The organism is Pseudomonas sp. RT6P73 (assembly GCF_054897715.1).
Genome location: NZ_JBUBUV010000002.1, coordinates 3,616,258 through 3,638,864, shown reverse-complemented (window position 1 = coordinate 3,638,864; position 22,607 = coordinate 3,616,258). Strand labels below are relative to the sequence as shown.

At 60.1% G+C, this 22,607-nt stretch carries 21 protein-coding genes; 11 read left to right on the top strand and 10 right to left on the bottom strand.

Annotation, left to right across the window (positions count from 1 at the left end; translation table 11 throughout):
- Positions 1-67: 67 nt before the first annotated feature.
- On the bottom strand, positions 68-274 hold the full coding sequence (locus ACYZT6_RS17235; protein ID WP_462027929.1) for a hypothetical protein: 207 nt from the start codon (positions 272-274) through the stop codon (positions 68-70).
- A gap of 41 nt (positions 275-315) precedes the next feature.
- Between ACYZT6_RS17235 and selD the strand changes: the two genes are divergently transcribed.
- Positions 316-1,350, top strand: a complete 1,035-nt coding sequence (gene selD / locus ACYZT6_RS17230; protein WP_462027928.1) for a selenide, water dikinase SelD — start codon at positions 316-318, stop codon at positions 1,348-1,350.
- Positions 1,350-2,453, top strand: coding sequence for a tRNA 2-selenouridine(34) synthase MnmH (mnmH, locus tag ACYZT6_RS17225; protein WP_462027927.1), 1,104 nt, complete (start codon positions 1,350-1,352; stop codon positions 2,451-2,453). Before selD ends, mnmH begins: the two co-directional genes overlap by 1 nt.
- A 134-nt stretch (positions 2,454-2,587) precedes the next feature.
- Here mnmH and ACYZT6_RS17220 read toward each other — a convergent pair whose 3' ends face one another.
- Complete coding sequence (locus ACYZT6_RS17220; protein ID WP_131059895.1) at positions 2,588-3,262, bottom strand: histidine phosphatase family protein; 675 nt, start codon at positions 3,260-3,262, stop codon at positions 2,588-2,590.
- 373 nt (positions 3,263-3,635) lie between these two features.
- Between ACYZT6_RS17220 and ACYZT6_RS17215 the strand changes: the two genes are divergently transcribed.
- The 3 genes from ACYZT6_RS17215 (at position 3,636) to hemB (ending at position 6,459) form a co-directional block, all read left to right on the top strand.
- Complete coding sequence (locus ACYZT6_RS17215) at positions 3,636-4,334, top strand: glutathione binding-like protein (RefSeq protein WP_462027926.1); 699 nt, start codon at positions 3,636-3,638, stop codon at positions 4,332-4,334.
- A gap of 33 nt (positions 4,335-4,367) precedes the next feature.
- Positions 4,368-5,210, top strand: a complete 843-nt coding sequence (locus ACYZT6_RS17210) for a PhzF family phenazine biosynthesis protein (RefSeq protein ID WP_462027925.1) — start codon at positions 4,368-4,370, stop codon at positions 5,208-5,210.
- A 274-nt stretch (positions 5,211-5,484) separates the two neighbouring features.
- Positions 5,485-6,459 carry a porphobilinogen synthase gene (gene hemB, locus ACYZT6_RS17205; RefSeq protein WP_462027924.1) on the top strand — a complete coding sequence of 325 codons (975 nt, stop codon included), beginning with the start codon at positions 5,485-5,487 and terminating at the stop codon, positions 6,457-6,459.
- A 123-nt stretch (positions 6,460-6,582) separates the two neighbouring features.
- On the opposite strand, the gene ACYZT6_RS17200 is transcribed toward hemB, so the two are convergent.
- Together ACYZT6_RS17200 and ACYZT6_RS17195 are read right to left on the bottom strand one after the other, a co-directional pair.
- Positions 6,583-8,118 (bottom strand): FAD-dependent oxidoreductase, encoded by a 1,536-nt coding sequence (locus ACYZT6_RS17200; protein ID WP_462027923.1) that lies wholly within the window; start codon positions 8,116-8,118, stop codon positions 6,583-6,585.
- 126 nt (positions 8,119-8,244) lie between these two features.
- Positions 8,245-10,467 carry a TonB-dependent receptor gene (locus ACYZT6_RS17195; RefSeq protein ID WP_462027922.1) on the bottom strand — a complete coding sequence of 741 codons (2,223 nt, stop codon included), beginning with the start codon at positions 10,465-10,467 and terminating at the stop codon, positions 8,245-8,247.
- A gap of 382 nt (positions 10,468-10,849) precedes the next feature.
- Here ACYZT6_RS17195 and ACYZT6_RS17190 point away from each other — a divergent pair, with 382 nt between their 5' ends.
- Positions 10,850-11,941 (top strand): DUF1615 domain-containing protein, encoded by a 1,092-nt coding sequence (locus ACYZT6_RS17190; RefSeq protein WP_462027921.1) that lies wholly within the window; start codon positions 10,850-10,852, stop codon positions 11,939-11,941.
- 185 nt (positions 11,942-12,126) lie between these two features.
- Here ACYZT6_RS17190 and ACYZT6_RS17185 read toward each other — a convergent pair whose 3' ends face one another.
- Positions 12,127-12,489 (bottom strand): hypothetical protein, encoded by a 363-nt coding sequence (locus ACYZT6_RS17185; RefSeq protein ID WP_462027920.1) that lies wholly within the window; start codon positions 12,487-12,489, stop codon positions 12,127-12,129.
- A 225-nt stretch (positions 12,490-12,714) separates the two neighbouring features.
- Between ACYZT6_RS17185 and ACYZT6_RS17180 the strand changes: the two genes are divergently transcribed.
- Entirely contained in the window at positions 12,715-13,335 is a 621-nt protein-coding gene (locus tag ACYZT6_RS17180; protein ID WP_462027919.1) for a cysteine hydrolase family protein, read from the top strand.
- 96 nt (positions 13,336-13,431) lie between these two features.
- A complete protein-coding gene (locus tag ACYZT6_RS17175; protein ID WP_462027918.1) occupies positions 13,432-14,055 on the top strand; it encodes a glutathione S-transferase N-terminal domain-containing protein in 624 nt (207 codons plus the stop codon).
- Positions 14,056-14,181: 126 nt separating this feature from the next.
- Here ACYZT6_RS17175 and ACYZT6_RS17170 read toward each other — a convergent pair whose 3' ends face one another.
- On the bottom strand, positions 14,182-14,622 hold the full coding sequence (locus tag ACYZT6_RS17170; RefSeq protein ID WP_131059904.1) for a CBS domain-containing protein: 441 nt from the start codon (positions 14,620-14,622) through the stop codon (positions 14,182-14,184).
- A gap of 342 nt (positions 14,623-14,964) precedes the next feature.
- On the opposite strand from ACYZT6_RS17170, the gene ACYZT6_RS17165 reads away from it, so the two are divergent.
- The gene (locus ACYZT6_RS17165) at positions 14,965-17,325 is read left to right on the top strand and encodes a DNA polymerase II (protein WP_462027917.1); all 2,361 of its coding nucleotides are present in this window, start codon (positions 14,965-14,967) and stop codon (positions 17,323-17,325) included.
- Here the strand turns inward: ACYZT6_RS17165 and ACYZT6_RS17160 are convergent.
- The 3 genes from ACYZT6_RS17160 to ACYZT6_RS17150 all read right to left on the bottom strand — a co-directional run bounded on the left by ACYZT6_RS17160 (position 17,290) and on the right by ACYZT6_RS17150 (position 20,007).
- Positions 17,290-17,760: a DUF1810 domain-containing protein gene (locus ACYZT6_RS17160; RefSeq protein WP_462027916.1), complete on the bottom strand. Its 471-nt coding sequence runs from the start codon at positions 17,758-17,760 to the stop codon at positions 17,290-17,292. The genes ACYZT6_RS17165 and ACYZT6_RS17160 overlap by 36 nt on opposite strands.
- Before the next feature lie 30 nt (positions 17,761-17,790).
- Entirely contained in the window at positions 17,791-18,612 is an 822-nt protein-coding gene (locus ACYZT6_RS17155; RefSeq protein WP_462027915.1) for an aldo/keto reductase, read from the bottom strand.
- A 246-nt stretch (positions 18,613-18,858) separates the two neighbouring features.
- On the bottom strand, positions 18,859-20,007 hold the full coding sequence (locus tag ACYZT6_RS17150; RefSeq protein WP_462027914.1) for an aldose epimerase family protein: 1,149 nt from the start codon (positions 20,005-20,007) through the stop codon (positions 18,859-18,861).
- A gap of 392 nt (positions 20,008-20,399) precedes the next feature.
- On the opposite strand from ACYZT6_RS17150, the gene ACYZT6_RS17145 reads away from it, so the two are divergent.
- Both ACYZT6_RS17145 and ACYZT6_RS17140 read left to right on the top strand, forming a co-directional pair.
- Positions 20,400-21,149 (top strand): hypothetical protein, encoded by a 750-nt coding sequence (locus tag ACYZT6_RS17145; RefSeq protein ID WP_462027913.1) that lies wholly within the window; start codon positions 20,400-20,402, stop codon positions 21,147-21,149.
- A 242-nt stretch (positions 21,150-21,391) separates the two neighbouring features.
- On the top strand, positions 21,392-22,177 hold the full coding sequence (locus tag ACYZT6_RS17140) for a sulfite exporter TauE/SafE family protein (protein WP_438662115.1): 786 nt from the start codon (positions 21,392-21,394) through the stop codon (positions 22,175-22,177).
- Positions 22,178-22,196: 19 nt separating this feature from the next.
- Here the strand turns inward: ACYZT6_RS17140 and ACYZT6_RS17135 are convergent, their stop codons facing one another.
- Positions 22,197-22,565, bottom strand: coding sequence for a VOC family protein (locus ACYZT6_RS17135; RefSeq protein WP_462027912.1), 369 nt, complete (start codon positions 22,563-22,565; stop codon positions 22,197-22,199).
- Positions 22,566-22,607: the final 42 nt, after the last annotated feature.

Sequence of the window (22,607 nt, the reverse complement as noted above, 5' to 3'; positions counted from 1 at the left end):
CAAGAGATGCCAATTATTTCAATTCCATGAAAAATCGACGAAATCAGGGTTTTTATTGTCGTTTCGGTCAGGTACGCAGGCTGATGCTTCTGTAGCAGCTGCCGAGCAGCGCGAGGTTGCGTTCGGCTGCGAAGCAGTCGTAAAACCTGAACGCACGATCTATCTGATGCACCGCGTTCTCTGAATTTACGACTGCTTCGCAGCCGAACGCAGCCTCGCGCTGCTCGGCAGCTGCTACAAAGCGTGTGGTGTTGCGCCTTGCATTGATCGCCAATGCTAGACTCGCCCCCATTGTCTTCACGAGGTTATTCCCCCATGAGCGAGCCGATTCGTCTGACCCAATACAGCCACGGCGCAGGGTGTGGCTGCAAGATTTCGCCTCAGGTGCTGGAGGTGATTCTGGCCGGCAGTGGCGCGCAGAACCTCGACCCCAATCTCTGGGTCGGCAACGCCTCGCGCGATGACGCGGCGGTGTACGCGATCGACGAAGAACGCGGCGTGGTCTCGACCACCGACTTCTTTATGCCGATCGTCGACGACCCGTTCGATTTTGGTCGCATCGCCGCCACCAATGCCATCAGCGATATCTACGCCATGGGCGGCGATCCGTTGATGGCGATTGCGATCCTCGGCTGGCCGGTGAATGTGCTGGCGCCGGAGATTGCCCGGGAAGTGATTCGCGGCGGCCGTTCGGTGTGTGACGAGGCGGGCATTCCGTTGGCCGGTGGGCATTCCATCGACGCGCCGGAGCCGATCTTCGGCCTGGCCGTGACCGGGCTGGTTGAAAAACGCCACATGAAGCGCAACGACACCGCCACCGCCGGCTGCCTGCTTTACCTCACCAAACCACTGGGCATCGGCATCCTTACCACCGCCGAGAAGAAGGGCAAGTTGCGCACGGCCGACATCGGCCTGGCCCGCGACTGGATGTGCACCCTGAACAAACCCGGCAGCCGTTTCGGCAAGCTCGACGGCGTGACGGCGATGACCGACGTCACCGGTTTCGGCCTGCTGGGGCACCTGGTGGAAATGGCTGACGGCAGCAACGTCACCGCGCGCATCGAATACAACCGTGTGCCGCGCCTGCCGGGAGTCGAGTATTACCTCGATCAAGGCTGCGTGCCGGGCGGCACCTTGCGCAATTTCGACAGCTACGCCAGCAAGGTCGGGCGCGTGCAGGAACTGCATAAACGGGTGCTGTGCGATCCGCAGACCAGCGGTGGCCTGCTGGTAGCGGTCACGCCGGAAGGCAACGAGCAGTTCCTCAAAGTGGCCGCCGAACTGGGCCTGACCCTTGAGCCGATCGGTGAGCTGGTCGAGCGACAGACCAACGCGGTCGAGGTGTTTTGATGTCAATCGACTTCACCGATTACCGCGACATCTTTCTCAACGACCGGCCGATGATGGATGCCCGCGCGCCGGTCGAATTCCACAAGGGGGCTTTCCCCGGTGTGGTCAATCTGCCGCTGATGAATGACCACGAGCGGCAACGGATCGGCACCTGCTACAAGCAACACGGCCAGCAAGCGGCGATCATGCTGGGGCATCAATTGGTCTCCGGCGAGATCAAGGCCGAACGCATCCAGGCCTGGGCCGATTTTGCCCGGGCGCATCCCGAGGGTTATTTGTATTGTTTTCGCGGCGGCTTGCGATCGCAGATCGTCCAGCAGTGGCTCAAGGACGAAGCGGGCATTGACTATCCGCGCGTCGGTGGCGGCTACAAGGCCATGCGCAGCTTCTTGCTGGACACGGTCGATCAGGCCGTTGCCCAGTGCGATTTCGTGTTGCTGGGCGGCATGACCGGCACCGGCAAGACCGAGGTACTCACGCAACTGAGCAACGGGCTAGACCTTGAAGGTCACGCCAATCATCGCGGTTCGAGCTTCGGCAAACGCGCCACTGGCCAACCTTCCAATATCGACTTTGAAAACCGCCTGGCGGTAGACGTGCTGAAGAAACGCGACCACGGCATCGAGCAGTTTGTGCTGGAAGACGAGAGCCGCGCGATCGGCAGTTGTGCGTTGCCGTTACCGCTGTTTCAGGGCATGCAGCAGTTTCCGATGGTCTGGCTGGAAGACAGCCTGCAAGGGCGAGTCGAACGAATCTTGCGCGACTACGTCGTGGACTTGTGTGCCGAATTCATCAGCGTGCACGGCGATGAGGGTTTTGCGCTGTTTTCCGAACGTCTGCTGGAGAGCCTGAATAACGTGCAGAAGCGTCTGGGCGGTGAACGGCACCGGCGGATGTTGATCTTGATGGAGGACGCGTTGGCGGAGCAGGCAAACAGCGGGGCGGTGGATGGGCATCGGGGCTGGATCGAAGGGTTGCTGCGTGAGTATTACGACCCGATGTATGCGTTTCAGCGGGAGAAGAAGGGCGCGCGGATTGAGTTTGCGGGGGAGCGGACAGCGGTTCTCGAATACTTGCGCGAGCGGCAGATCAGCCGGCAGTAATGTGTTGGTTTTTCTGGCCTCATCGCGAGCAGGCTCGCTCCCACATTAGATCTTCAGTGCGACACAGATCCAGTGTAGGAGCGAGCCTGCTCGCGATGAGGCCCTGACAGACGCCATAAACCCCGGGGTTCAGCTTACGTCGGACACGTCTCCCGCCCATTATCCAGCCCTTGCTTGTAACTGTGGCTCACCAGACTCGCCTTGCCGTTGTGCCAGGTCAACGTGAGCACAAACAGTGAGTCGTAGTCGCTGGACTCCCAGTCTTCAGTGATCTTCTGTTTCTTGCCGACCGCGTCTCCCGCGACCTTGTTGATCAGCTCGGGCAGGTAGCCGTGCGACCAGGCTGTGTAGATGACCGAGTTGTGATACTTGTCGTGGAGCAATTCATCCGCCAGGTCGCTGGTGTCGTTGGCTGAAAAGTTGATGTTCACCGGCAGACCGAGCTTGATGGCGCTGGGGCTGATGGTCATCAGGGGACGGATGTAGCTGTAGGAATTGTCCAGTTCGCCTTCCTCGACATTACGCGTCGGGTTGGCGGCAAATACGTAATTGGCCTTGCCGAATTTTTCCGGCAGCAAAGTGGCCAGATCGATGGCGCGGTTCAGGCCCTGGCAGTTGAGCTGGCCCAGGCCGCCTTCGGGTTTTTCCGCGTGACGCAGGAAGACCAGGGTCTGGGTGCCGTCGGCCGGTTGGGCGCGGCTTTCGCTGGACTCCAGCGACAAAAACAACGCGCTCGCCGCCAGCAGGGAGGGCAGGACGACATACGCGCGTTGCTTGAAGTGATTAACGAGTTTCAAAAGGTTCATCATTTGAATAGGTGATCTTCAGCGCATTCGGTTAAGGCTGACAAACCTTTACACCGCGAGCTCCCAGCATCGGGTGTTTTCCATGTCGTTGGACCAGTCCGTTTCCAAAAGGGCAGTGCTCAGAGTCCTCTGAAGCCCATTTGGTTCGATCCCGGCGAGTGCGCCGCAATGTACCGATAACCTTGCATGGGTTGGAGCAGAGGTTATCGACAGCATGTTGCGGATTTATGGACACGGTACACGGGGAGGCGCCGGCAATAGACTGGAATCGTTTGATCTTGCTCATCAGTCAGATTGATAGCATCAAAAGATCTCAACCATTCGGCGGTGATCGTGGATTATGCTCAACCCCTTTCCTTGTCCATGGATGCTTTCGATGACCGATCTGTCTGCGTTCCCGATCACTCAAAAATGGCCAGCCCAATACCCTGAGTGGATCCAGCTGTATTCCTTGCCGACCCCCAACGGCGTCAAGGTCTCGATCATGCTGGAAGAAACCGGGCTGCCCTACGAACCCCATCGCGTGGGCTTCGACACCAACGATCAGATGTCCCCCGAGTTTCTGTCGCTGAACCCCAACAACAAGATCCCGGCGATCCTCGACCCCCACGGTCCCGATGACAAACCCCTGCCGTTGTTCGAGTCCGGGGCGATCCTGATTTACCTCGCCGACAAAAGTGGCCAGTTGCTCGCGCAGGAATCGGCGGCGCGTTACGAGACGATCCAGTGGTTGATGTTCCAGATGGGCGGCATCGGGCCGATGTTCGGCCAAGTCGGTTTCTTCAACAAATTTGCCGGCAAGGACTACGAGGACAAACGTCCGCGTGACCGTTACATCGACGAAAGCAAACGCCTGCTGGAAGTGCTGGATGGGCGGCTGGAAGGGCGCGACTGGATCATGGGCGAACGCTACACCATCGCCGACATTGCGACGTTCCCTTGGGTGCGCAACCTGATCGGCTTCTATGAAGCTGGCGATCTGGTGGGCATCAAGGATTTCCCCAACGTCACTCGTGTGCTGGAGCGCTTCCTGATGCGGCCGGCGGTGATCCGCGGGCTGGAAATTCCCAAGTAAATCTCTTCGATTTTCTCGAGACCAAGGCAGGCAATGAGCTCATTCGATTTCAAACAAGTAGATGTCTTCAGCCGCGTTGCGCTCAAGGGCAATCCGTTGGCGGTCGTATTCGGTGCAGACAAGCTCAGCGATGAACGCATGGCGGCGTTCGCGACCTGGACCAACCTCAGCGAAACCACGTTCATCCTCGAACCGCACGACCCTCGCGCCGACTATCGGGTACGGATCTTCACCACCCTCAACGAGTTGCCGTTCGCCGGTCACCCGACATTGGGCACTTGCCACGCATGGCTTGAGGCCGGTGGCGTGCCCAAGGGCGAGGAGATCATTCAGGAGTGCGGCGTCGGTCTGGTGCGAGTCCGCAGGCAAGGCGCGGAGCTGGCCTTTCTCGCGCCGCCACTGCTCAAGACAGGGCCGGTGGAGGCCGAGGTGGTCGAACGCGTACGCCGTGGATTGCGGTTGGAGCCTGGCGCAATTGTCCGGGCCCAGTGGGTCGACAATGGTGCCGGCTGGCTGGCGGTGATGGTCGAGGACCGCCAACAGGTGCTGGATTTGCAACCGGATCATTCACTCATGCTTGGCCTGGCCGTCGGCGTGATCGCGCCATGGAATCCCGAACGTGATGGCGATGAAGCGCAGTTTGAAGTGCGCGCGTTCATCTCCGGCGACGGCATGCCGGAAGACCCGGCCACTGGAAGCCTGAACGCCGGGATCGCGCAGTGGTTGCTTGCCGAAGGTCTGGCGCCGGCGTCTTATGTGGTCAGCCAGGGCCTGACCATGGGCCGCGCCGGACGCATTCAGGTGGAGCAGGCGGGGGATGAAATCTGGATTGGCGGTGCTGTGGTGACCTGCATAAGCGGCACCCTGCAGCTTTAATCTGAAGCAATGCCCCCTGTAGCAGCTGTCGAGCACCGCGAGGCAGCGTTCGGCTGCGTAGCAGCCGTAGAACCTGCAAACGAGTTCTACCTGACAGACCGCCGACGCAGCCTCGCGCTGCTCGACAGCTGCTACGGAGGTTTACGATGCAGGGGATTATTGCCGAGCCGGTAACGGTTTGTTCTGCGCTTGAGGTTTGTGCCTCGCGCCTTTCAGGGCATAAGCTTCGCCCCCTACGACTTTCGTCTCGTCCTCCGTTTTGCAGGAACCCCTCATGTCCAGTCAGTTCCCCGAAGCACGTCCACGCCGTCTGCGCCGCAATGCGAGCCTGCGCAGCCTGTTCCAGGAAACCGAGTTCAGCTTGAACGACCTGGTGCTGCCGATTTTCGTCGAGGAAGAAATCGATGACTTCGTACCGATCAAGAGCATGCCTGGCGTGATGCGCATTCCGGAGTCGAAACTGGCCGGTGAGATCGAACGCTACGCCCGGGCCGGGATCAAGTCGGTGATGACGTTCGGCGTGTCCCACCATCTGGACAGCAGCGGCAGCGACACCTGGAGCGACAACGGTCTGGTGTCGCGCATGTCGCGCATCGCCAAGGATGCGGTGCCGGAGATAATCGTGATGTCCGACACCTGCTTCTGCGAGTACACCGATCACGGCCATTGTGGCGTGATGCACAACCATGAAGTCGACAACGACCAGACCCTGATCAACCTCGGCAAACAAGCCGTGGCGGCGGCTCGGGCGGGTGCTGATGTGATCGCGCCGTCAGCCGCGATGGACGGGCAGGTCCAGGCCATTCGCCGGGCGCTCGACGAAGCCGGTTTCACCCAGACTGCGATCATGGCCTATTCGACCAAATTCGCTTCCGCGCTTTATGGCCCGTTCCGCGAAGCTGGCGGCAGCGCGCTCAAAGGCGACCGCAAAAGCTACCAGATGAACCCGATGAACCGACGCGAAGCGGTGCGCGAGTCGCTGATGGACGAGCAGGAAGGCGCCGACGCGCTGATGGTCAAACCCGCCGGCGCGTACCTGGACATCATCCGCGACATTCGCGAAGTTTCGCGTTTGCCGCTGTCGGCGTATCAGGTCAGCGGCGAGTACGCGATGATCAAATTCGCCGCACAGGCCGGGGCAATTGATGAGGATCGCGTGGTGCGTGAAAGCCTGGGGGCGATCAAGCGGGCGGGGGCGGATCTGATCTTCACCTACTTTGCGATGGACCTGGCACTGGCCGGGATCTGACGACCAGCAGCTATCCTTGTGGGAGCGGGCTTGCCCGCGATAGCGGTGTATCGGTCAATACATGTGTCGACTGACACGACGCCATCGCGGGCAAGCCCGCTCCCACAGGGGGATGTGGTGGTCTCAGGGGCTGCCAAAAAATGGCCGGATCCCATGCTCCTTGAAGTACCGCTCAATCACCTTGGGATCAGCCGAGTTGTCCGCAATCGCCACATACGTATCCGGCCGCAACAGATAAAAGCCGCTATGCCCCAATCCCGCCGCTTCAAACGCCGGCCGCCAGTCGAACACGTGCAACGGCAGGTGATGCTCGATGCACCAGGCGATCATTTCGTCGCTGGTGTCGCCATACACTTGCACCTGCCAGGTCAGGCATTTCAGCGATTCGAAATTGTCCCCCTCACCGTCGTGAGCCCAGGGCAGGCGGTCGCCGCCATGAACGTGGCCGGCGACACCCGTGCTCAACGGTGTCCCACGGTAGTTGAGGGTGATCTGCGACACGGTACGGAACAGAAAATCGCGGGACGCCTCGAACGATGCCATTTTGGGGATCAGGAACGGCGCCAGGCGGGTGCGCAGCAAATCGGCCATACGCCCTTCGGCGGTGACGAAGCTGAACACCCGGTCGGTGGTGCCCACCAGTTTTCGGGCAAAGGCGATGCGTTCGGTTTCGTACGTGTCGAGCAGCGTGGGCATGGCGCCGCCGCTCAAGACCGCCGCCAGTTTCCAGGCCAGGTTGATGGCATCGCCGATCCCGGTGTTCATGCCCTGGCCACCCGCCGGGCTGTGGACGTGGGCCGCGTCGCCCAATAGAAACGCGCGACCGCTGCGAAAGTGATCCGCCACGCGGTGATGCACCCGATACGTCGAGAACCAGTTCACCTGATCAATCTGCACCTTCAGATGCTCGATGGCCTGACTGCTGACGTCGGCAAACCCGAGGGTTTCAGCACGATCGGCGCGCTCGTCACGCACGGTGCCGATCAAGCGGGCGCGGCCTTCACCGGCTAACGGGAACACGGCGAGAAAGTCCGCCTCATCCAGGTCCAGGTGCAGTTCGCCGTTGAACGTCGGCCCGCGAGCCTGCACATCGGCGACGTAGAAAATCTGCTGGTAGGTGCCGCCGGGAAAACCGGTGTCCAGGGTCTTGCGCACGACTGACCGCGCGCCGTCGCAACCCGCCAGATAACACGCCTGGCAGATTTCCTGCTGGCCATCGGGCAGACGCAGCCTTGCGCTGATGCCATCACCGGTTTCCTCGAAACCCTCCAGTTCGGTGTTGCGTTCAACCTTGATGCCGAAGACTTCGAGGCGTTCTATCAGCAGCTGTTCGTGTTCGTCTTGAGGAAACATCTCGAGAAACGCGTAAGGCGTCAGCCCCTCGCCAATGCGGGTCAACGGCAAGCGCGCCACGGGCTCACCCTTGACCCAGAAATTCGCCGCAGCAACCCGATGACCTTTCTTCACTACGGCATCGCTGAGGTCGAGCTGACGATAAAGCTCCAGCGTCCGTGCCTGGACGGCCAGTGCCCGCGACGTGGTGCCGGGCGCCGACGTCTTGTCGATAATCCGTACCCGAATCCCCAGCTTGCTCAGCCACAGCGCCAGTACCAGTCCGGTCGGGCCGGCGCCGACGATCAGTACGTCGCTACGGTTCATGAGCCTTTCCTCCTCGGTGTGTGGCTCAAGTATGGTCCAGCCCGGGGATATGAAAAGGCTGGCCGCCCAACGGAAAAAGGCCCCACAGCCGTGAAGCTGCGGGGCCTTTTGGTTAAGCGGCGGTGATCAGAAGTCGATGGTGCCGGACAACTTCGCTACCCGTGGTTCGCCCTGGGTCAAGTAACCGCCCAGTGCCGATTCCCAGTATTTTTCGTTGGTCAGGTTGTCGACGCCCAGACGCAGGGTCACATCTTTCTGCGAGACTTTGAAGGCATAACGGGCGCCGGCATCGAAGCGATTCCAGGTCGGCAGGCTAAGGTTGTTTGCGGCATCGGCGTATTGACCGCCGGTGCGCAGCATCCGTGCGTCCAGCGCGACCCCTTGCAGGCCCGGGACATCCCAATCCACGCCGGCGTTGAACTGGAAGGTCGGCACGCCGATGGCGCGATTGCCGTCGTTGAGTCCGCCTGCGGTTTTCTTCAGTTCGGTGTCCATCACGGTCAGGCCGCTGATGAGGCGCAGGCCTTCGATCGGCTCGCCGAAGACGTTCAGCTCGACGCCTTTATTGACCTGCTCGCCTTCACGCACAAAGACCGCTGTGGTGGCGTCGACGACTTGTGTAAAACCGTCGGCCGGTTGCTCGATGCGGTACACACCGAGGCTGGCGCCGTAGGTGCCCATGTCGACTTTCACACCGGCTTCGATTTGTTTCGACCGCGCCGGAGCAAAGGCTTCATTGCCATTGACGACCACACGGCCACCCGCTGATGTCGGTGCCGTCGGGCCTTTTGCCAGGCCTTCGATCCGGTTGGCGTAGAACGACACGTGGTCCCACGGTTTGAACACGATGCCGTAGACCGGCGTGGTGATCGATTCGTCATAGGACGAGGTGCGACTGCCGGAACCGTAGTCGGCATAGCCATAGCCTTGAACCACCATCTGCTGGCGACGCACGCCGACGGTCAGCAGCAGGCGGTCATCGAAGAAGCCCAGGGTGTCGGACACCGCACCGCTGCGCACGAAGGTCTTGCCAGTGATGCCCGGGTCGTGCAGGTCGCCGCCATCGAAACCGCCCTGTGGCGCCGGCGTTTCAACCGGGTGGTAGATGTTGTTCGGGTAGCGGGTCAGGTCGAAGTCGAAGGCGCTGCGCTGCTCGGTCCAGATCCCGGCCAGGCCGAAATTGAGTTTGTGGCTGACAGGGCCCGTCTGGAAGCGACCGTTCAGGCCCGCCATGGCGCTTTTGTTGTCTTCGTCATGGGGAATGAACGAACCGGTGGTGGTGGCGGTGCCGTCGTTGCCCACGAGGGTGGTCGAGTTGTAGCGACCGGTTTCACGGGTGTGCTTGGCGCCGCCCGCGGCGTAGGCAGTCCAGTTGTCGTTCAGGTCGTATTCGGCGCGCAGCATGCCGAAGGTGTCTTCGATCTCGGTGAAGCCCCATTTCGGCGCGTAGTTGGTGTCGGCCGACGGCGCGTCCGGGATGTGCGTCGCGGTGCCGAGGAACACCGAGTTGCGCCCGCCGTTGATTCGTTGCTTCTGGTAAGCGAAGTCGCCGGAGAGGCGCAGTGCGTCCCCGCGATAATCCAGGCCGATCGCGAACAGTTTGGAGCGCTGGTTCTCGTCGTCGACGGCGGTGTCGCCTTCGCGCTGGGCGAGGTTGATCCGGGCGCCGAAGCGGTTGTCTTCGCCGAAACGCTGACCGATGTCCAGGTGCTCGCCAACCCGGCCGTCATTGCTGATGTCGGTGGTAAAACGGCGCAACGGCACGTCGCCGGCGCGTTTGGGTTGCAGGTTCACACCGCCACCAATGCCGGAACCGGTCGGGGTCACGCCGTTGATGAACGCGTTCGGGCCTTTGAACACTTCGACGCGTTCCAGCGCATCGGTGGAAATAATCTGCCGCGGCAGTACGCCGTACAGGCCGTTATAGGAAATGTCATCGCCATTGAGCGGCAGGCCGCGAATCACGAACACCTGCGCCTGGTTGGCAAAACCGGTGGCCTGGCGCACCGATGAATCGTTGAGCAGCACGTCGCCGACGGTTTCGGCCTGCTGATCCTGGATCAGCTGCTCGGTGTAGGACGAGACGCTGAACGGCACGTCCATGATGTCCTGATTGCCCAACACGCCCAGTTGCCCGCCGCGCGCCACCTGACCGCCGGCAAACACCGGGGGCAGGGCAGAAGGGGATGGGGCCAGGGCGTTGATGTTCACTTCGTCCAGCACCAGCGACTTGCCTTCATTTTCGGGGGCGGTGGCCGGCGTTGCGGCGTAGGCAGTCACGGACAGGGAGCAAAACAAGGCGAGGAGTGTCGGGCGAAAAGGGGCGCCGAGTCGGGCTGGAGTAGTCATGTTTCATTCCTGACGGCACGCCGCCGGTGAGAAAAAAGAAAGTGACGGCGCGGGAACTCCTTGCGCAAATGCGACTCCAGGCGCGAATGATAGTTTTTCTCGGTAACGTTGCGCAATCAGTTTGTCATTACACAACTGGCGGCGTGCTCTGTAGCAGCTGTCGAGCCTGCGAGGCTGCGTTCGGCTGCGAAGCAGTCGTGAATCCTGCGCACTCGGTTTACCTGAAAGACCGCAGTGCCTGAATTGACGACTGCTTCGCAGCCGAACGCAGCCTCGCAGGCTCGACAGCTGCTACGGAACGGGGCGTTTCAGCCGCAGTCATAGCCTGCGCCATGCCATTGATCGTATGGTTAACCTGGTTCAGCAGAGTTGATGGAGCACCATGCAAGCCAATCGATTGATCATGAGTGTCGCGGCATTGCTGGTTCTGGCCGGTTGCGGCTCCCAGCGCACTCAGGAATTGCCGGCCCGCAAACCCGCCGAGGTCAAGGCTGAGATCGTGCGCCTGCTGCCGGCCAAAACCGTTGACCGCCAAGGCTGGGCGACGGACATCTACGCCGCATTTGCCGCGCAGAACATCTATCCGTCCACGCAAAACCTGTGTTCGGTACTTGCGGTCACCGAGCAAGAGTCGACCTTCCAGGTCGACCCACCCGTGCCGGGCCTGGGCAAGATCGCCCGCGAAGAGATCGACCGTCGCGCCGCCAAAGTGCATATCCCCAGCCTGCTGGTCAGCGGTGCACTGCAGGTCAGTTCATCCAACGGTAAAAGTTACAGCGACCGGCTGAATGCGGCGCGCAGCGAAAAAGAACTCAGCGCCATTTTCGATGACTTCATCGGCATTGTGCCCATGGGGCGGACCTTGTTTGGAGGGCTCAACCCGGTGCACACCGGTGGGCCGATGCAGGTCAGCATCGACTTCGCCGAGCAACAGGCGCGGGATTATCCGTATTCAGTTGAAGGCTCGATCCGCCGTGAAGTGTTCAGCCGTCGCGGTGGCATGTACTTCGGCATCGCCCACTTGCTCGGGTACCCGGTGAGCTACAAAAAGCCGCTGTATCGCTTCGCCGATTTCAATGCCGGTTGGTACGCCAGCCGCAATGCGGCGTTTCAGAACGCGGTAAGTCGTGCGTCAGGCATCTCTTTGGCGCTGGACGGCGATCTGGTCCGTTACGACGCGATCATGCCGGGCACCACCGAGTTGGCGGTGCGCACCCTTGGCAAGCAATTGGGCATGCGCAATACGACCATTCGGGATCAACTGGAGGAGGGCAAAAACCTTCAGTTCGAGGACACCCAACTTTATACGCGGGTGTTCGACCTGGCGGAGAAGGCGGAAGGTCGGTCGTTGCCTCGGGCGGTGTTGCCGGGGATCGTGCTGCAAAGTCCGAAAATCACCCGAAAACTCACGACAGCGTGGTTCGCCAAGCGGGTCGATGAGCGTTATCAGCGATGCATGGCCAAGGGGAATTGAAGATCAAAAGAACGCAGCCTCGTTTCACTCGACAGCTGCTACAGGGGAATGCAAAGCCTTTGTAGCAGCTGTCGAGTGAAACGAGGCTGCGTTCTTGGCGCATTAGTTTCCGATGATTGCAGGCGTAAAAAAACCCGGCGGATGAGGCCGGGTTTTTCATTGAGTACCGCGGTAAAACCATTCATTTATACAGCGCGGCTTTCGTTCAGACGGTCAGAACCACCTTCAGCGACGCGGTTTTCGATCAGACGATCCGAACCACCTTCGGCAACGCGGTTTTCAATCAAACGATCCGAACCACCTTCGGCAACGCGGTTTTCAATCAAACGATCCGAACCACCTTCAGCAACGCGGTTCTCGATCAGACGATCCGAACCACCTTCAGCCACGCGGTTTTCGATCAGACGATCCGAACCACCCTCAGCCACACGACTTTCAATCAGACGATCCGAGCCGCCTTCAGCGACAACCGGGTGAGCAGAGGAAGCGGCGAAAGCGTTAACTGCGAAAACCGAGAAAGCGATGCTGAGAAGGATTTGGCGTTTCATGATTTTGTGCTCCGGGGTGTAGTTGTTTTGGTATGGAGCCGATCTTACGCCGCGGATTTTTTATGAGAACTTCATTGAGGTGATGGTGAACATCGACGGCAATGATAGGTAGAACGATGCCCCCCACGTGGGCGTGATGGTTCAGTCGTCGGATGGCCTCGGTCGGGGCGATCGACGCTTCTACACTGGTTAGCTGGTGCGTGCCTTTGCCTTGAGGAGTCGATCATGAATGCCAGTTCCTATGTTCCCGCCCACACCGGCCTGCTGCTGGTGGATCCTTACAACGACTTCCTCAGCGAGGGCGGCAAACTTCATGGCCGTGCTCAGCCGGTGGCTGACAGCGTGGGCACGCTGGCCAACCTGAAGACCGTGGTGACGGCCATTCGCAAGGCCGGCATCCAGGTTTTCTACGTTCCGCATCACCGCGCCGAACCCGATGAACTGGCGCGCTGGAAACACCCCAGCCCCTATCAACAAGGTGCCAGCCATGCGCAAGTGTTTGCCGCTGGAACCTGGGGCGGGGAATGGCACCCGGACTTCCAGCCCGAGTCCGGTGACGTGATCGTCAAGGAACACTGGGGTGGGAGCGGTTTTGCCAACACCGATCTGGACTACCTGCTCAAACAACACGGGATCGACAAGGTCGTGGTGGTGGGGATGCTCGCCAATACCTGCATCGAAAGCACCTCCCGGTTCGCCGCCGAACTGGGCTATCACGTGACGCTGGTGCGCGATGCCACGGCGGCCTTCAGTGCAGAGGCGATGCACGCCGCCCATGAGATCAACGGGCCGACCTATGCCCATTCGATTGTCACGACGGCGGAGTTGCTTGCGGCACTGGGTTAGAGCGCTCAGCGTCACGATATTCGCAGGGGCACGGAACGAGGCCGGCAGGCGGCGCCTCTACTGACTATATTCTTGTCTCGCCAGGGGGGCCGAATCATGTATCAGCTCTACGGACACCAGAACTCCGGCGCCGCCGCGATAGAGGCCGCACTCGAACTCTGTGAAATCCCTTACCGCTTCATCGACGTTGAATCGTCTCCCGAGGCCGCCACAGCGCTGGAGAAGCTCAACCCGCTCAAGCAGATTCCCACGCTGCAACTGCCCGACGGCAGCATTCTGACCGAGAGCGCGGCGATCCTGATTCATCTGGGGCTCGCGTTTCCTGAGTCGAACTTGCTGTCGACCATGCCAGCCGAGCGTGATCAGGCCATTCGCGGCCTGGTTTACATCGTCAGTAATTGCTACACGGCCATCGGCATCATCGATTACCCCGAGCGCTGGCTAGTCGACGCGGATGCAGCGTCCATGGAAAACCTCATGGCCGGCGCCCGCCGACGGTTGCACTGGAGCTGGGAGGTGTTTGCCGATCAGTTCTCGGGCGAGTTGTACCTGGACGACGAGACGCCCGGCGCGCTGGATGTGCTGGCCGCGGTTGTAACGCGATGGGCAGGCAGTCGCGAGCATCTGCGCAATGCCCGACCGGGTTTTTATGCGTGGCTGACGCGAATCGACCACCACCCCACATTGGCCCCGGTCTTCGCCCGGCATTGGCCATCTTAAGAAAACCCCCAATCCCTGTGGGAGCGAGCTTGCTCGCGATAGCGGTAGCACATTCAACATCAATGTGACTGGAGCACCGCCATCGCGAGCAAGCTCGCTCCCACAGGGATATGTGGTGTTTCCGAATTACTCGCCGCGAATGTACTGCTCCAACTGGCGAATCAATTCAGCCTGTTCGGCGATGGCTTCCTTGACAAGGTCGCCGATCGACAACAACCCGATCAACTGCCCGTTTTCCACCACCGGCAAGTGCCGCAGGCGTTTGTCGGACATGATGCCCATGCAGGTTTCGACGGTTTGATGGGTGTCCACGGTAATGACCGGCGACACCATGATGTCTTCGACCGGCGTACCGACGGAGGAGCGGCCCTTGAGCACGAGTTTGCGTGCGTAATCACGTTCGCTGATGATGCCGACCACCTCGCCATTCTTCACGACCGGCAAGGCACCGACGTTTTTCGCGGCCATGACCATCAGAGCTTCCAGCACCATTTGATGCGGCGCGATGATGTGGACTTCATGATTCTGTTCAGCCTTTAACTTCAGCAGTTGGGCGACGGTTTTCATGGCGGTTTCTCAGGTGTTGTCGTTGTTATTGAAGAATCGTAGACCCAGGCGCTGAGGGCAAGGCGCAAAGCGGCAGATAACGCTCAAAAAACGTCATTGGGCGGTTTTTCTTCGGTAAACCTGAAGTATTCCACAGTTATCCCCTGATCAATGGGCTCAACTCAATCCCTGTAGGAGCGAGCCTGCTCGCGGTAGCGTTTTCACATTCAGAATGATGTTGGCTGAAAGTCCGCTATCGCGAGCAGGCTCGCTTCCACAGGGAGTGCGTCCACCTCTCGATGGGGCTATCCCCCGCAATGACGCGTAGAATTGCCGCCTGAATCAAATCTTGAGGTTGCAGTGGTGGATTTACAGCAGGGTTTTGTCCTGACCCGGCATTGGCGCGACACCCCGGCCGGTACGCAAGTCGAGTTCTGGCTGGCGACCGACACCGGTCCCCAGCGTATCCGTCTGCCTCATCAACCGTCGGTAGCCTTCATCCCGGCAGCCCAGCGCGAGCACGCCGAGGCAGTTTTGCGTGGCGAAAAAAATGTCGAGCTAAAACCATTGGCCCTTCAGGATTTCGAACACCGCCCGGTACTCGGCCTGTATTGCCAGCAACATGTTCAGTTGATGCGCCTGGAAACCGCGCTGCGCAGAGCAGGCGTCGAGATGTTCGAAGGCGATGTGCGCCCGCCGGAACGCTACATGATGGAGCGCTTCATCACCGCGCCCGTCCTGTTCGGTGGCACGCCAGGCGCCGAAGGCTTGCTGCTCGACGCGCAAATGAAACCGGCCCCCGACTACCGGCCCAACCTCAGGCTGGTGTCCCTGGACATCGAAACCACCGCTCAGGGCGAGTTGTATTCCATTGCGCTGGAAGGCTGCGGCGAGCGCCAGGTCTACATGCTTGGCCCGCCGATTGGCGACGACAGCGAGGTGGATTTCCAGCTCGAATACTGTGACTCCCGGACCGTGCTGCTGAAAAAGCTCAACGACTGGTTCGCCCGCCATGACCCCGACGCGATCATCGGCTGGAATGTCGTGCAGTTCGACCTGCGTGTGCTGCACCAACACGCCCGGCAGCTGGGCGTACCGCTGAAACTGGGGCGTGGCGGCGAAGAAATGCAATGGCGCGAACACGGCAGCCGCAACCATTACTTCGCCTCGGCCGCCGGCCGGTTGATCATCGACGGCATCGAATCCCTGCGCTCGGCGACCTGGAGCTTTCCTTCGTTCAGCCTGGAAAACGTCGCGCAAACCCTGCTCGGCGAGGGCAAGGCAATCAGCACGCCGTATCAGCGCATGGACGAAATCAACCGCATGTTCGCCGAGGACAAACCGGCGCTCGCCACGTACAACCTCAAGGACTGCGAACTGGTGACGCGGATTTTCGCCAAGACCGAACTGCTGACCTTCCTGCTGGAGCGCGCCAGCGTCACCGGTTTGCCGGCAGACCGCAGCGGCGGTTCGGTGGCCGCGTTCACGCACCTTTACATGCCGCTGATGCACCGCCAGGGCTTCGTGGCGCCCAATCTTGGGAACAAGCCCGCGCAGGCCAGCCCCGGCGGTTTTGTCATGGACTCGCAACCCGGGTTGTACGAGTCGGTCCTGGTGCTCGACTACAAAAGCCTCTATCCGTCGATTATTCGCACCTTTCTGATCGACCCGGTCGGGCTGATCGAAGGCTTGCAGCATCCCGACGACAGCGAGTCCGTGCCGGGTTTCCGTGGCGCGCGTTTTTCCAGGACCCGGCATTGCCTGCCGGCGATCGTCGCTCGTGTGGCCGAAGGCCGCGAGACTGCCAAGCGCGAACACAATGCGCCGCTGTCGCAAGCACTGAAAATCATCATGAACGCCTTCTATGGCGTGCTCGGTTCCAGCGGCTGTCGCTTCTTCGATACGCGCCTTGCCTCGTCCATCACCTTGCGCGGCCACGAGATCATGCTGCGCACCCGGCAGTTGATCGAAGCCCAAGGGCACACGGTGATTTACGGTGACACCGACTCGACCTTCGTCTGGCTCCGTCGCGCCCACGGCCAGGAAGAAGCCGCGCAGATCGGCCGCGCGCTGGTGGACCACGTCAACCAGTGGTGGCGCGAACATGTGCAGCAGGAGTACGGGCTGGAAAGCGCCCTGGAATTGCAGTTCGAGACTCATTACAAACGCTTTCTGATGCCGACCATTCGCGGCGCCGAGGAGGGCAGCAAGAAGCGTTACGCCGGGCTGGTCACCCGCGCCGATGGCACCGAGGAAATGGTCTACAAGGGACTGGAAACCGTACGCACCGACTGGTCGCCGCTGGCCCGGCAATTCCAGCAGGAGCTGTACTCGCGGATCTTCCATCGCAAGCCGTATCAGGATTACGTGCGTGACTACGTGCGCAAAACCCTGGCCGGTGAATTCGATGATCGCCTGATCTACCGCAAGCGCCTGCGCCGTACCCTGGATGACTATGAACGCAACGTGCCGCCCCATGTTCGCGCGGCGCGGATCGCCGATGACTACAACGACCAGCAGGGCCGCCCGCGGCAATACCAGAATGGTGGCTGGATCAGCTACGTGATCAGCGTCGCCGGGCCCGAGCCGCTGGAGATTCGCAGCGCGCCCATCGACTACGACCATTACGTCACCCGACAACTGCAGCCGGTCGCGGATGCAATTCTGCCCTTCGTGGATGACGACTTCTCAACCTTGATTGGTGGGCAACTGGGCCTGTTTTGAGTCCAGCAGCACCAGCGTCCAGTCGTCCAGAATGCCGTGGAAGTACTGATCCAGCGCCTGGTTGAAGAGGTTGTCTGCGGGCGCCACTTGGGCGAATAACGTCATGGAGGAGTGAAACTTGAGATCGTCGGGATGGCCGAATATCCCTGCAATAGTGCTCTTTTCGATGTCCAGCACCAGTTGCGTGCAGGTGCGCAATCGTGAACCCAGCAGCGGATGATTCAAATAAGCCACGGCTTCCTCGATGGAGCGAATGGCAAAGTGTCGGGACATCTCGCTCCCGCCCAACCCGGCGAACTGCGGGAAGATGAACCACATCCAGTGACTGCGTTTGTGGCCAGCGCGCAGTTCTTCTTGAACCCGGTTGTACACAGGGTCTTGAGCCTGGATAAAACGCGGCAAATTAAAGGCGTCGAGCTGATCAGTGCTTCTCATGCAGAAGCCCTCTGACAGTACCGCGATGGCTCAGACCATGGCCAACCGGTGCTTTCGTTGTGGCGCGTGAAACGCGTGGTCCAGCGCCTTCAGATCCTCGTCTTCGAGCCGCAATTGCGCGGCCTGCGCATTCAGTTGCACATGTTCAGGTTTGACCGCTTTGGGGATGGCGATCACGCCCGTCTGTCGCAGAATCCATGCCAGTGCTACCTGAGCCGGCGTCACGGTGTGACGGGCGGCAATCTGTTTGAGTGCCGGATGGGCCAGCATCGTTCCTCCCTGACCGATGGGACAGTATGCCATCAACGGCTGCTGGTGCTGTTGGCACCATGGCAGCAGGTCAAATTCGATGCCGCGCTCTTCCAGGTTGTACAGCACCTGATTGGTGGCGCAGGCGGGTGAGTTCAATTCTTCCAGGTCATCGACGTCGAAGTTGGACACGCCCCAACGGCCGATCTTGCCGTCTTCACGCAGGCGTTCGAAGGCTTCGACGGTTTCTTCAAGCGGATACTGGCCTCGCCAATGCAGCAGGTATAAATCGATGTAATCGGTATTCAGACGCCGCAGGCTGCGTTCGCAGGCCTGGGGGATGCCTTTGCGGCTGGCGTTGTGCGGGTAGACCTTGCTGACCAGGAAAACCTTGTCGCGCAGACCAGCGATGGCTTCACCCAGCACTTGCTCCGCGCCGCCTTCGGCGTACATCTCCGCGGTGTCGATCAGGGTCATGCCCAACTCGATGCCCAGGCGCAGCGCGGCGACTTCCTGGCGGTGTTGCGATGGATCTTCGCCCATGCGCCAGGTGCCTTGGCCGATGACCGATACGTTGACGCCGGCCAATTCGAGGGTCCGCATGAAAACCTCCTTATTCCGAATCGATAAGTGCTCATTAGTTGGCAGCAAAATACCTCGGTGGTTCCGTAGACGTGTGGTAGCAGCTGCCGAGCAGCGCGAGGCTGCGTTCGGCTGCGGAGCAGTCGTAAACCCGGTTTACGCGGTTTTCCTGAAAGAACCGGTTGCCTGATTTTTACGACTGCTCCGCAGCCGAACGCAGCCTCGCGCTGCTCGGCAGCTGCTACATGGCCGCGCGATGTCGGATGGTTAGTTAGCAGAAAATTTCAGCACGGTGCTCTGGGTATAAGTCTTGCCCGGATCAAGTCGCGTAGATGGGAAGTTCGGCTGGTTCGGCGAGTCGGGGTAGTGCTGAGTCTCCAGGGTAAACGCGCCCCAATGTGGATAAACCTTGCCGCCCTTGCCCTTGACCGTGCCGTCGAGGAAGTTGCTGGTGTAGAACTGCACGCCGGGTTCGGTGGTGTAAAGCTGCAAGCGGCGCCCCGAGAGTGGGTCGCTGACATCGGCGGCCAGTTTGCCCACGTCACCCTTGGCGTCCAGTGCCCAGTTGAAATCGAAGCCACCCTGTTTGGGCTCGGCGAATTTCAGTTGCGGGTGATCGGCCCTGATGTTTTTACCGATGGCGGTGGGCTGCGTGAAGTCCATTGGCGTACCGGCGACCGGGGCCAGTTCGCCGGTCGGGATCAGCTTGGCGGTGACCGGTGTGTAGTGGGTCGAATGCAGGGTCACGAGCTGTTTCAGCACATCACCGTTACCCGCGCCGGCGAGGTTGAAATAGCTGTGGTTGGTCAGGTTCAGCACGGTCGGTTTATCGGTGCTGGCCTTGTACTCGATGCGCAACTCATCGTTCTCGGTGAGGCTGTAGGTCACCTCGGCTTTGAGGTTGCCGGGGAACCCCATTTCGCCGTCCGCCGACAGGTACGTCAGGGTCACGCCCACCGAATCCTTGCCTTTGCTCGGCTGAGCTTTCCACACATGTTTGTCAAACCCCTGCGGGCCGCCGTGCAGCGAGTTGGAACCGTCATTGAGCGGCACTTGATAACGCTTGCCGTCCAGTTCGAACGCGCCGTTGGCCAGGCGATTGCCGAAACGCCCGATGGTCGCGCCAAAGTACGCGGTGCCGCTCTGATAACCCTGAACGTCGTCAAAACCCAGCACCACGTCGTCGAGCTTGCCGTTTTTGTCCGGCACCTTCAGCGACTGCAAAATACCGCCGTAAGTAATGATCGTGGCTTGCAGGCCATGGCTGTTGCGCAGGACGTATTGCTCGACGGGTGTGCCGTCGTTGGTCTTGCCGAACGCTTTGTGTTCGCTGGACAGGCCAGCTGCTTGAGTGGGGAGGGTGGCGATCATCAGGGACAGTCCAAGGCCAGAGAGCAGGTGTCGGGATTGCAGCATGGTTGACCTTCCTTATTGTTGTTTTCATAGGGCAGTAAAATATCTAGTAGTCATACTAAATATTCAACTTTAGAAGATTTATAGCTGATTGTTCGATAAAAACCATTAAAAGTATGACTAAATGCCCGGGCTTTGTAGCAGCTGCCGAGCAGCGCGAGGCTGCGTTCGGCTGCGAAGCAGTTGTAAATCCTGTGCGCGCGGTTTACCTGTTAGACCGCAGTACCTGAATTGACGACTGCTTCGCAGCCGAACGCAGCCTCGCGCTGCTCGGCAGCTGCTACAAAATGAGGCCGGTGATCAGTCGGCACTGCACTTTTTCAGCTTTGGCGGCTCTATCCTTGGCCAGCCTGCGGCGATCCCCACCGTCGGCCAACACCCAAGTTCAAGCATCCATGGCTCGAGTTTTACCCTGCTTCACGTCGTCAATACGTCGCCAATGCCTGCTGCTGGCCAGCCTGTCGATGCTCTTCGCCAGCGGTTGCAGCCAGCAACAGGGCAGCGACATCGTCAGCCAGTTTCGTGAAGGCAGGCCCCAGGAATTCCTCCAGACCAGCGTCGACCGCATGGCGACCCTGGCGATGCGCGACAACCTCGACAGCCTCTACTTGCTGATGAGCAAGCTCTACCTGCGCAACCCGGACGAGTTGAAAAAGTCCGGCTTCCTCGACGCCCGCACCGCAGGAAAGCAAGTGCGCCTGGCCATCGAACAACAACAGCCGTTGCCCACCCTCGGTGGCAAGAAAGACCTGGCGGCGCTGAGTTATGCCATGAGCCCGGAGTTTCTCGGCGACCGGGTCGGCGCCTTTATCTATGCCATCGGCAGCATGCTGGTCACGGCCCACGGCAATCGTCTTGAGTTCTACATGACCGATGCGATCAACCCGACCTTCGTCAGCAACGCCGCCCGCAACATCGAGAAAGCCACCTGGATCCTGAGCCAGCGGCAAAATAAACACGGCGAACCCTTGCTGTTCTCCAACGAAATTTCCGAGGAGGGCAGCAACCTGAGTTTTGCCGTGGAGTTCGGCAAGATCGTCGCGCGGCTGGACCTGCTGACGCAGATGCTGGATGAGCGCTACCGGCGGATCGGCCTGAACTATGCGCAGAGCTTGCTGTTTTTGAATTTCTTGCCGGTGCAGTAGATCCGCCTCACCAGCACATCCCCTGTGGGAGCGAGCTTGCTCGCGATGGCGGTGTATCAGGCAACATCATTGCTGGATGAAACGGCCTCATCGCGAGCAAGCTCGCTCCCACAGGAAATTAAGTTCATACAGAGAGAATGGCGTGTTGTGGAATAACGATAGTCCGCATCGATATAAGTGGTTATAAGAAAAATCGCTATGCTGCGGGCCAGTTTTTTCATGCGTTTTGTGCGGGCGTGTTAATGGATTTCGTTAACTTCGGGTTGGTGGTAGCAGGATTGGTCGTGGGCTTCATCGTCGGCATGACCGGCGTGGGCGGTGGTTCGTTGATGACCCCGATTCTGCTCTGGTTCGGTATCAACCCGGCCACGGCGGTGGGCACCGACTTGCTGTACGCGGCCATTACCAAATCCAGCGGTGTGCTGGTGCATCGCAAGAACAACAACATCGACTGGGCAATTACCGGCTGGCTGACCCTCGGCAGCGTGCCGGCGGTAGCACTGACGCTGTGGTTCCTCAGCAGTTTGCAGACTTCCCCCGATGCGATGAACGCCGTCATCAAACAGGCGCTGGGCTTTGTGTTGTTTGCCACGGCACTGGCGATTTTCTTCAAGAAACGCCTGCTCGATTTCGCCCACAAACGAGCGGGCGGCCAATACAATCCCAGCGGTTCGCGGCTGAATGTCCTGACGGTCATCACTGGCCTGGTCCTCGGCACCATGGTCGCGCTGACCTCGATTGGTGCCGGCGCCCTCGGCACTGTGGCGCTGTTCATCCTCTATCCGCTGCTGCCGACGCGGCGCCTCGTCGGCACGGAAATCGCCCACGCCGTTCCCCTGACTCTGGTCGCCGGCCTGGGCCATGCGAGCATGGGCAACATGGATTGGCACGTGCTGGGTTACTTGCTGATCGGTTCGCTGCCGGGGATTTACCTGGGCAGCCATTTGACCGGTCGCATCTCCGACGAAGTATTGCGCCCGTGCCTGGCCACGATGCTGGTGCTGATCGGCTACAAACTGGCGTTTTGAACCGGCACGGCTCCCAGCCTCAAGGACGCGTGAGAATCTCCAGCAGGTGCCCGTCCGGGTCATCGAAATAAACCCTTCGGCCACCGCCGTAATCGTTGATCTCGTTGGGCCGTTGCTTGCCGGGATCAGCCCACCAGGACTGCTTGCGCGCTTGCAGGCGCGCGAAGGCCGCATCGAAATCATCCTCGTCGATCAAAAACGCGTAGTGCTGGGAAACAATCGGCGGGTCGTTGTCGTAGAAATCCAGCGACACGTCATTGTCGAGCTTGACGATCAGCATCGGCCCGAACGGCTCGGGACCGGGCAGGCCGAGGATCTCGGCAAGGTAATGGGCCGAGATCTGCTTGTCTCGGCACCAGACAATGGTGTGGTTCAACTGAGCGCTCATGGCGGGGTCCTCACGGCGGATCAGGCGGCTCGTTATGAGCGA

Coding starts and splice junctions, on each gene's coding strand:
- ACYZT6_RS17200 (WP_462027923.1), bottom strand. CDS start 8,118: ATGAACCGTAGCGACGTACTGATCGTCGGCGCCGGCCCGACCGGACTG.
- hemB (WP_462027924.1), top strand. CDS start 5,485: ATGTCCAGTCAGTTCCCCGAAGCACGTCCACGCCGTCTGCGCCGCAAT.
- ACYZT6_RS17145 (WP_462027913.1), top strand. CDS start 20,400: ATGGCTCGAGTTTTACCCTGCTTCACGTCGTCAATACGTCGCCAATGC.
- ACYZT6_RS17210 (WP_462027925.1), top strand. CDS start 4,368: ATGAGCTCATTCGATTTCAAACAAGTAGATGTCTTCAGCCGCGTTGCG.
- ACYZT6_RS17190 (WP_462027921.1), top strand. CDS start 10,850: ATGCAAGCCAATCGATTGATCATGAGTGTCGCGGCATTGCTGGTTCTG.
- ACYZT6_RS17140 (WP_438662115.1), top strand. CDS start 21,392: ATGGATTTCGTTAACTTCGGGTTGGTGGTAGCAGGATTGGTCGTGGGC.
- mnmH (WP_462027927.1), top strand. CDS start 1,350: ATGTCAATCGACTTCACCGATTACCGCGACATCTTTCTCAACGACCGG.
- ACYZT6_RS17160 (WP_462027916.1), bottom strand. CDS start 17,760: ATGAGAAGCACTGATCAGCTCGACGCCTTTAATTTGCCGCGTTTTATC.
- ACYZT6_RS17170 (WP_131059904.1), bottom strand. CDS start 14,622: ATGAAAACCGTCGCCCAACTGCTGAAGTTAAAGGCTGAACAGAATCAT.
- ACYZT6_RS17185 (WP_462027920.1), bottom strand. CDS start 12,489: ATGAAACGCCAAATCCTTCTCAGCATCGCTTTCTCGGTTTTCGCAGTT.
- selD (WP_462027928.1), top strand. CDS start 316: ATGAGCGAGCCGATTCGTCTGACCCAATACAGCCACGGCGCAGGGTGT.
- ACYZT6_RS17175 (WP_462027918.1), top strand. CDS start 13,432: ATGTATCAGCTCTACGGACACCAGAACTCCGGCGCCGCCGCGATAGAG.
- ACYZT6_RS17150 (WP_462027914.1), bottom strand. CDS start 20,007: ATGCTGCAATCCCGACACCTGCTCTCTGGCCTTGGACTGTCCCTGATG.
- ACYZT6_RS17155 (WP_462027915.1), bottom strand. CDS start 18,612: ATGCGGACCCTCGAATTGGCCGGCGTCAACGTATCGGTCATCGGCCAA.
- ACYZT6_RS17220 (WP_131059895.1), bottom strand. CDS start 3,262: ATGATGAACCTTTTGAAACTCGTTAATCACTTCAAGCAACGCGCGTAT.
- ACYZT6_RS17180 (WP_462027919.1), top strand. CDS start 12,715: ATGAATGCCAGTTCCTATGTTCCCGCCCACACCGGCCTGCTGCTGGTG.
- ACYZT6_RS17195 (WP_462027922.1), bottom strand. CDS start 10,467: ATGACTACTCCAGCCCGACTCGGCGCCCCTTTTCGCCCGACACTCCTC.
- ACYZT6_RS17215 (WP_462027926.1), top strand. CDS start 3,636: ATGACCGATCTGTCTGCGTTCCCGATCACTCAAAAATGGCCAGCCCAA.
- ACYZT6_RS17135 (WP_462027912.1), bottom strand. CDS start 22,565: ATGAGCGCTCAGTTGAACCACACCATTGTCTGGTGCCGAGACAAGCAG.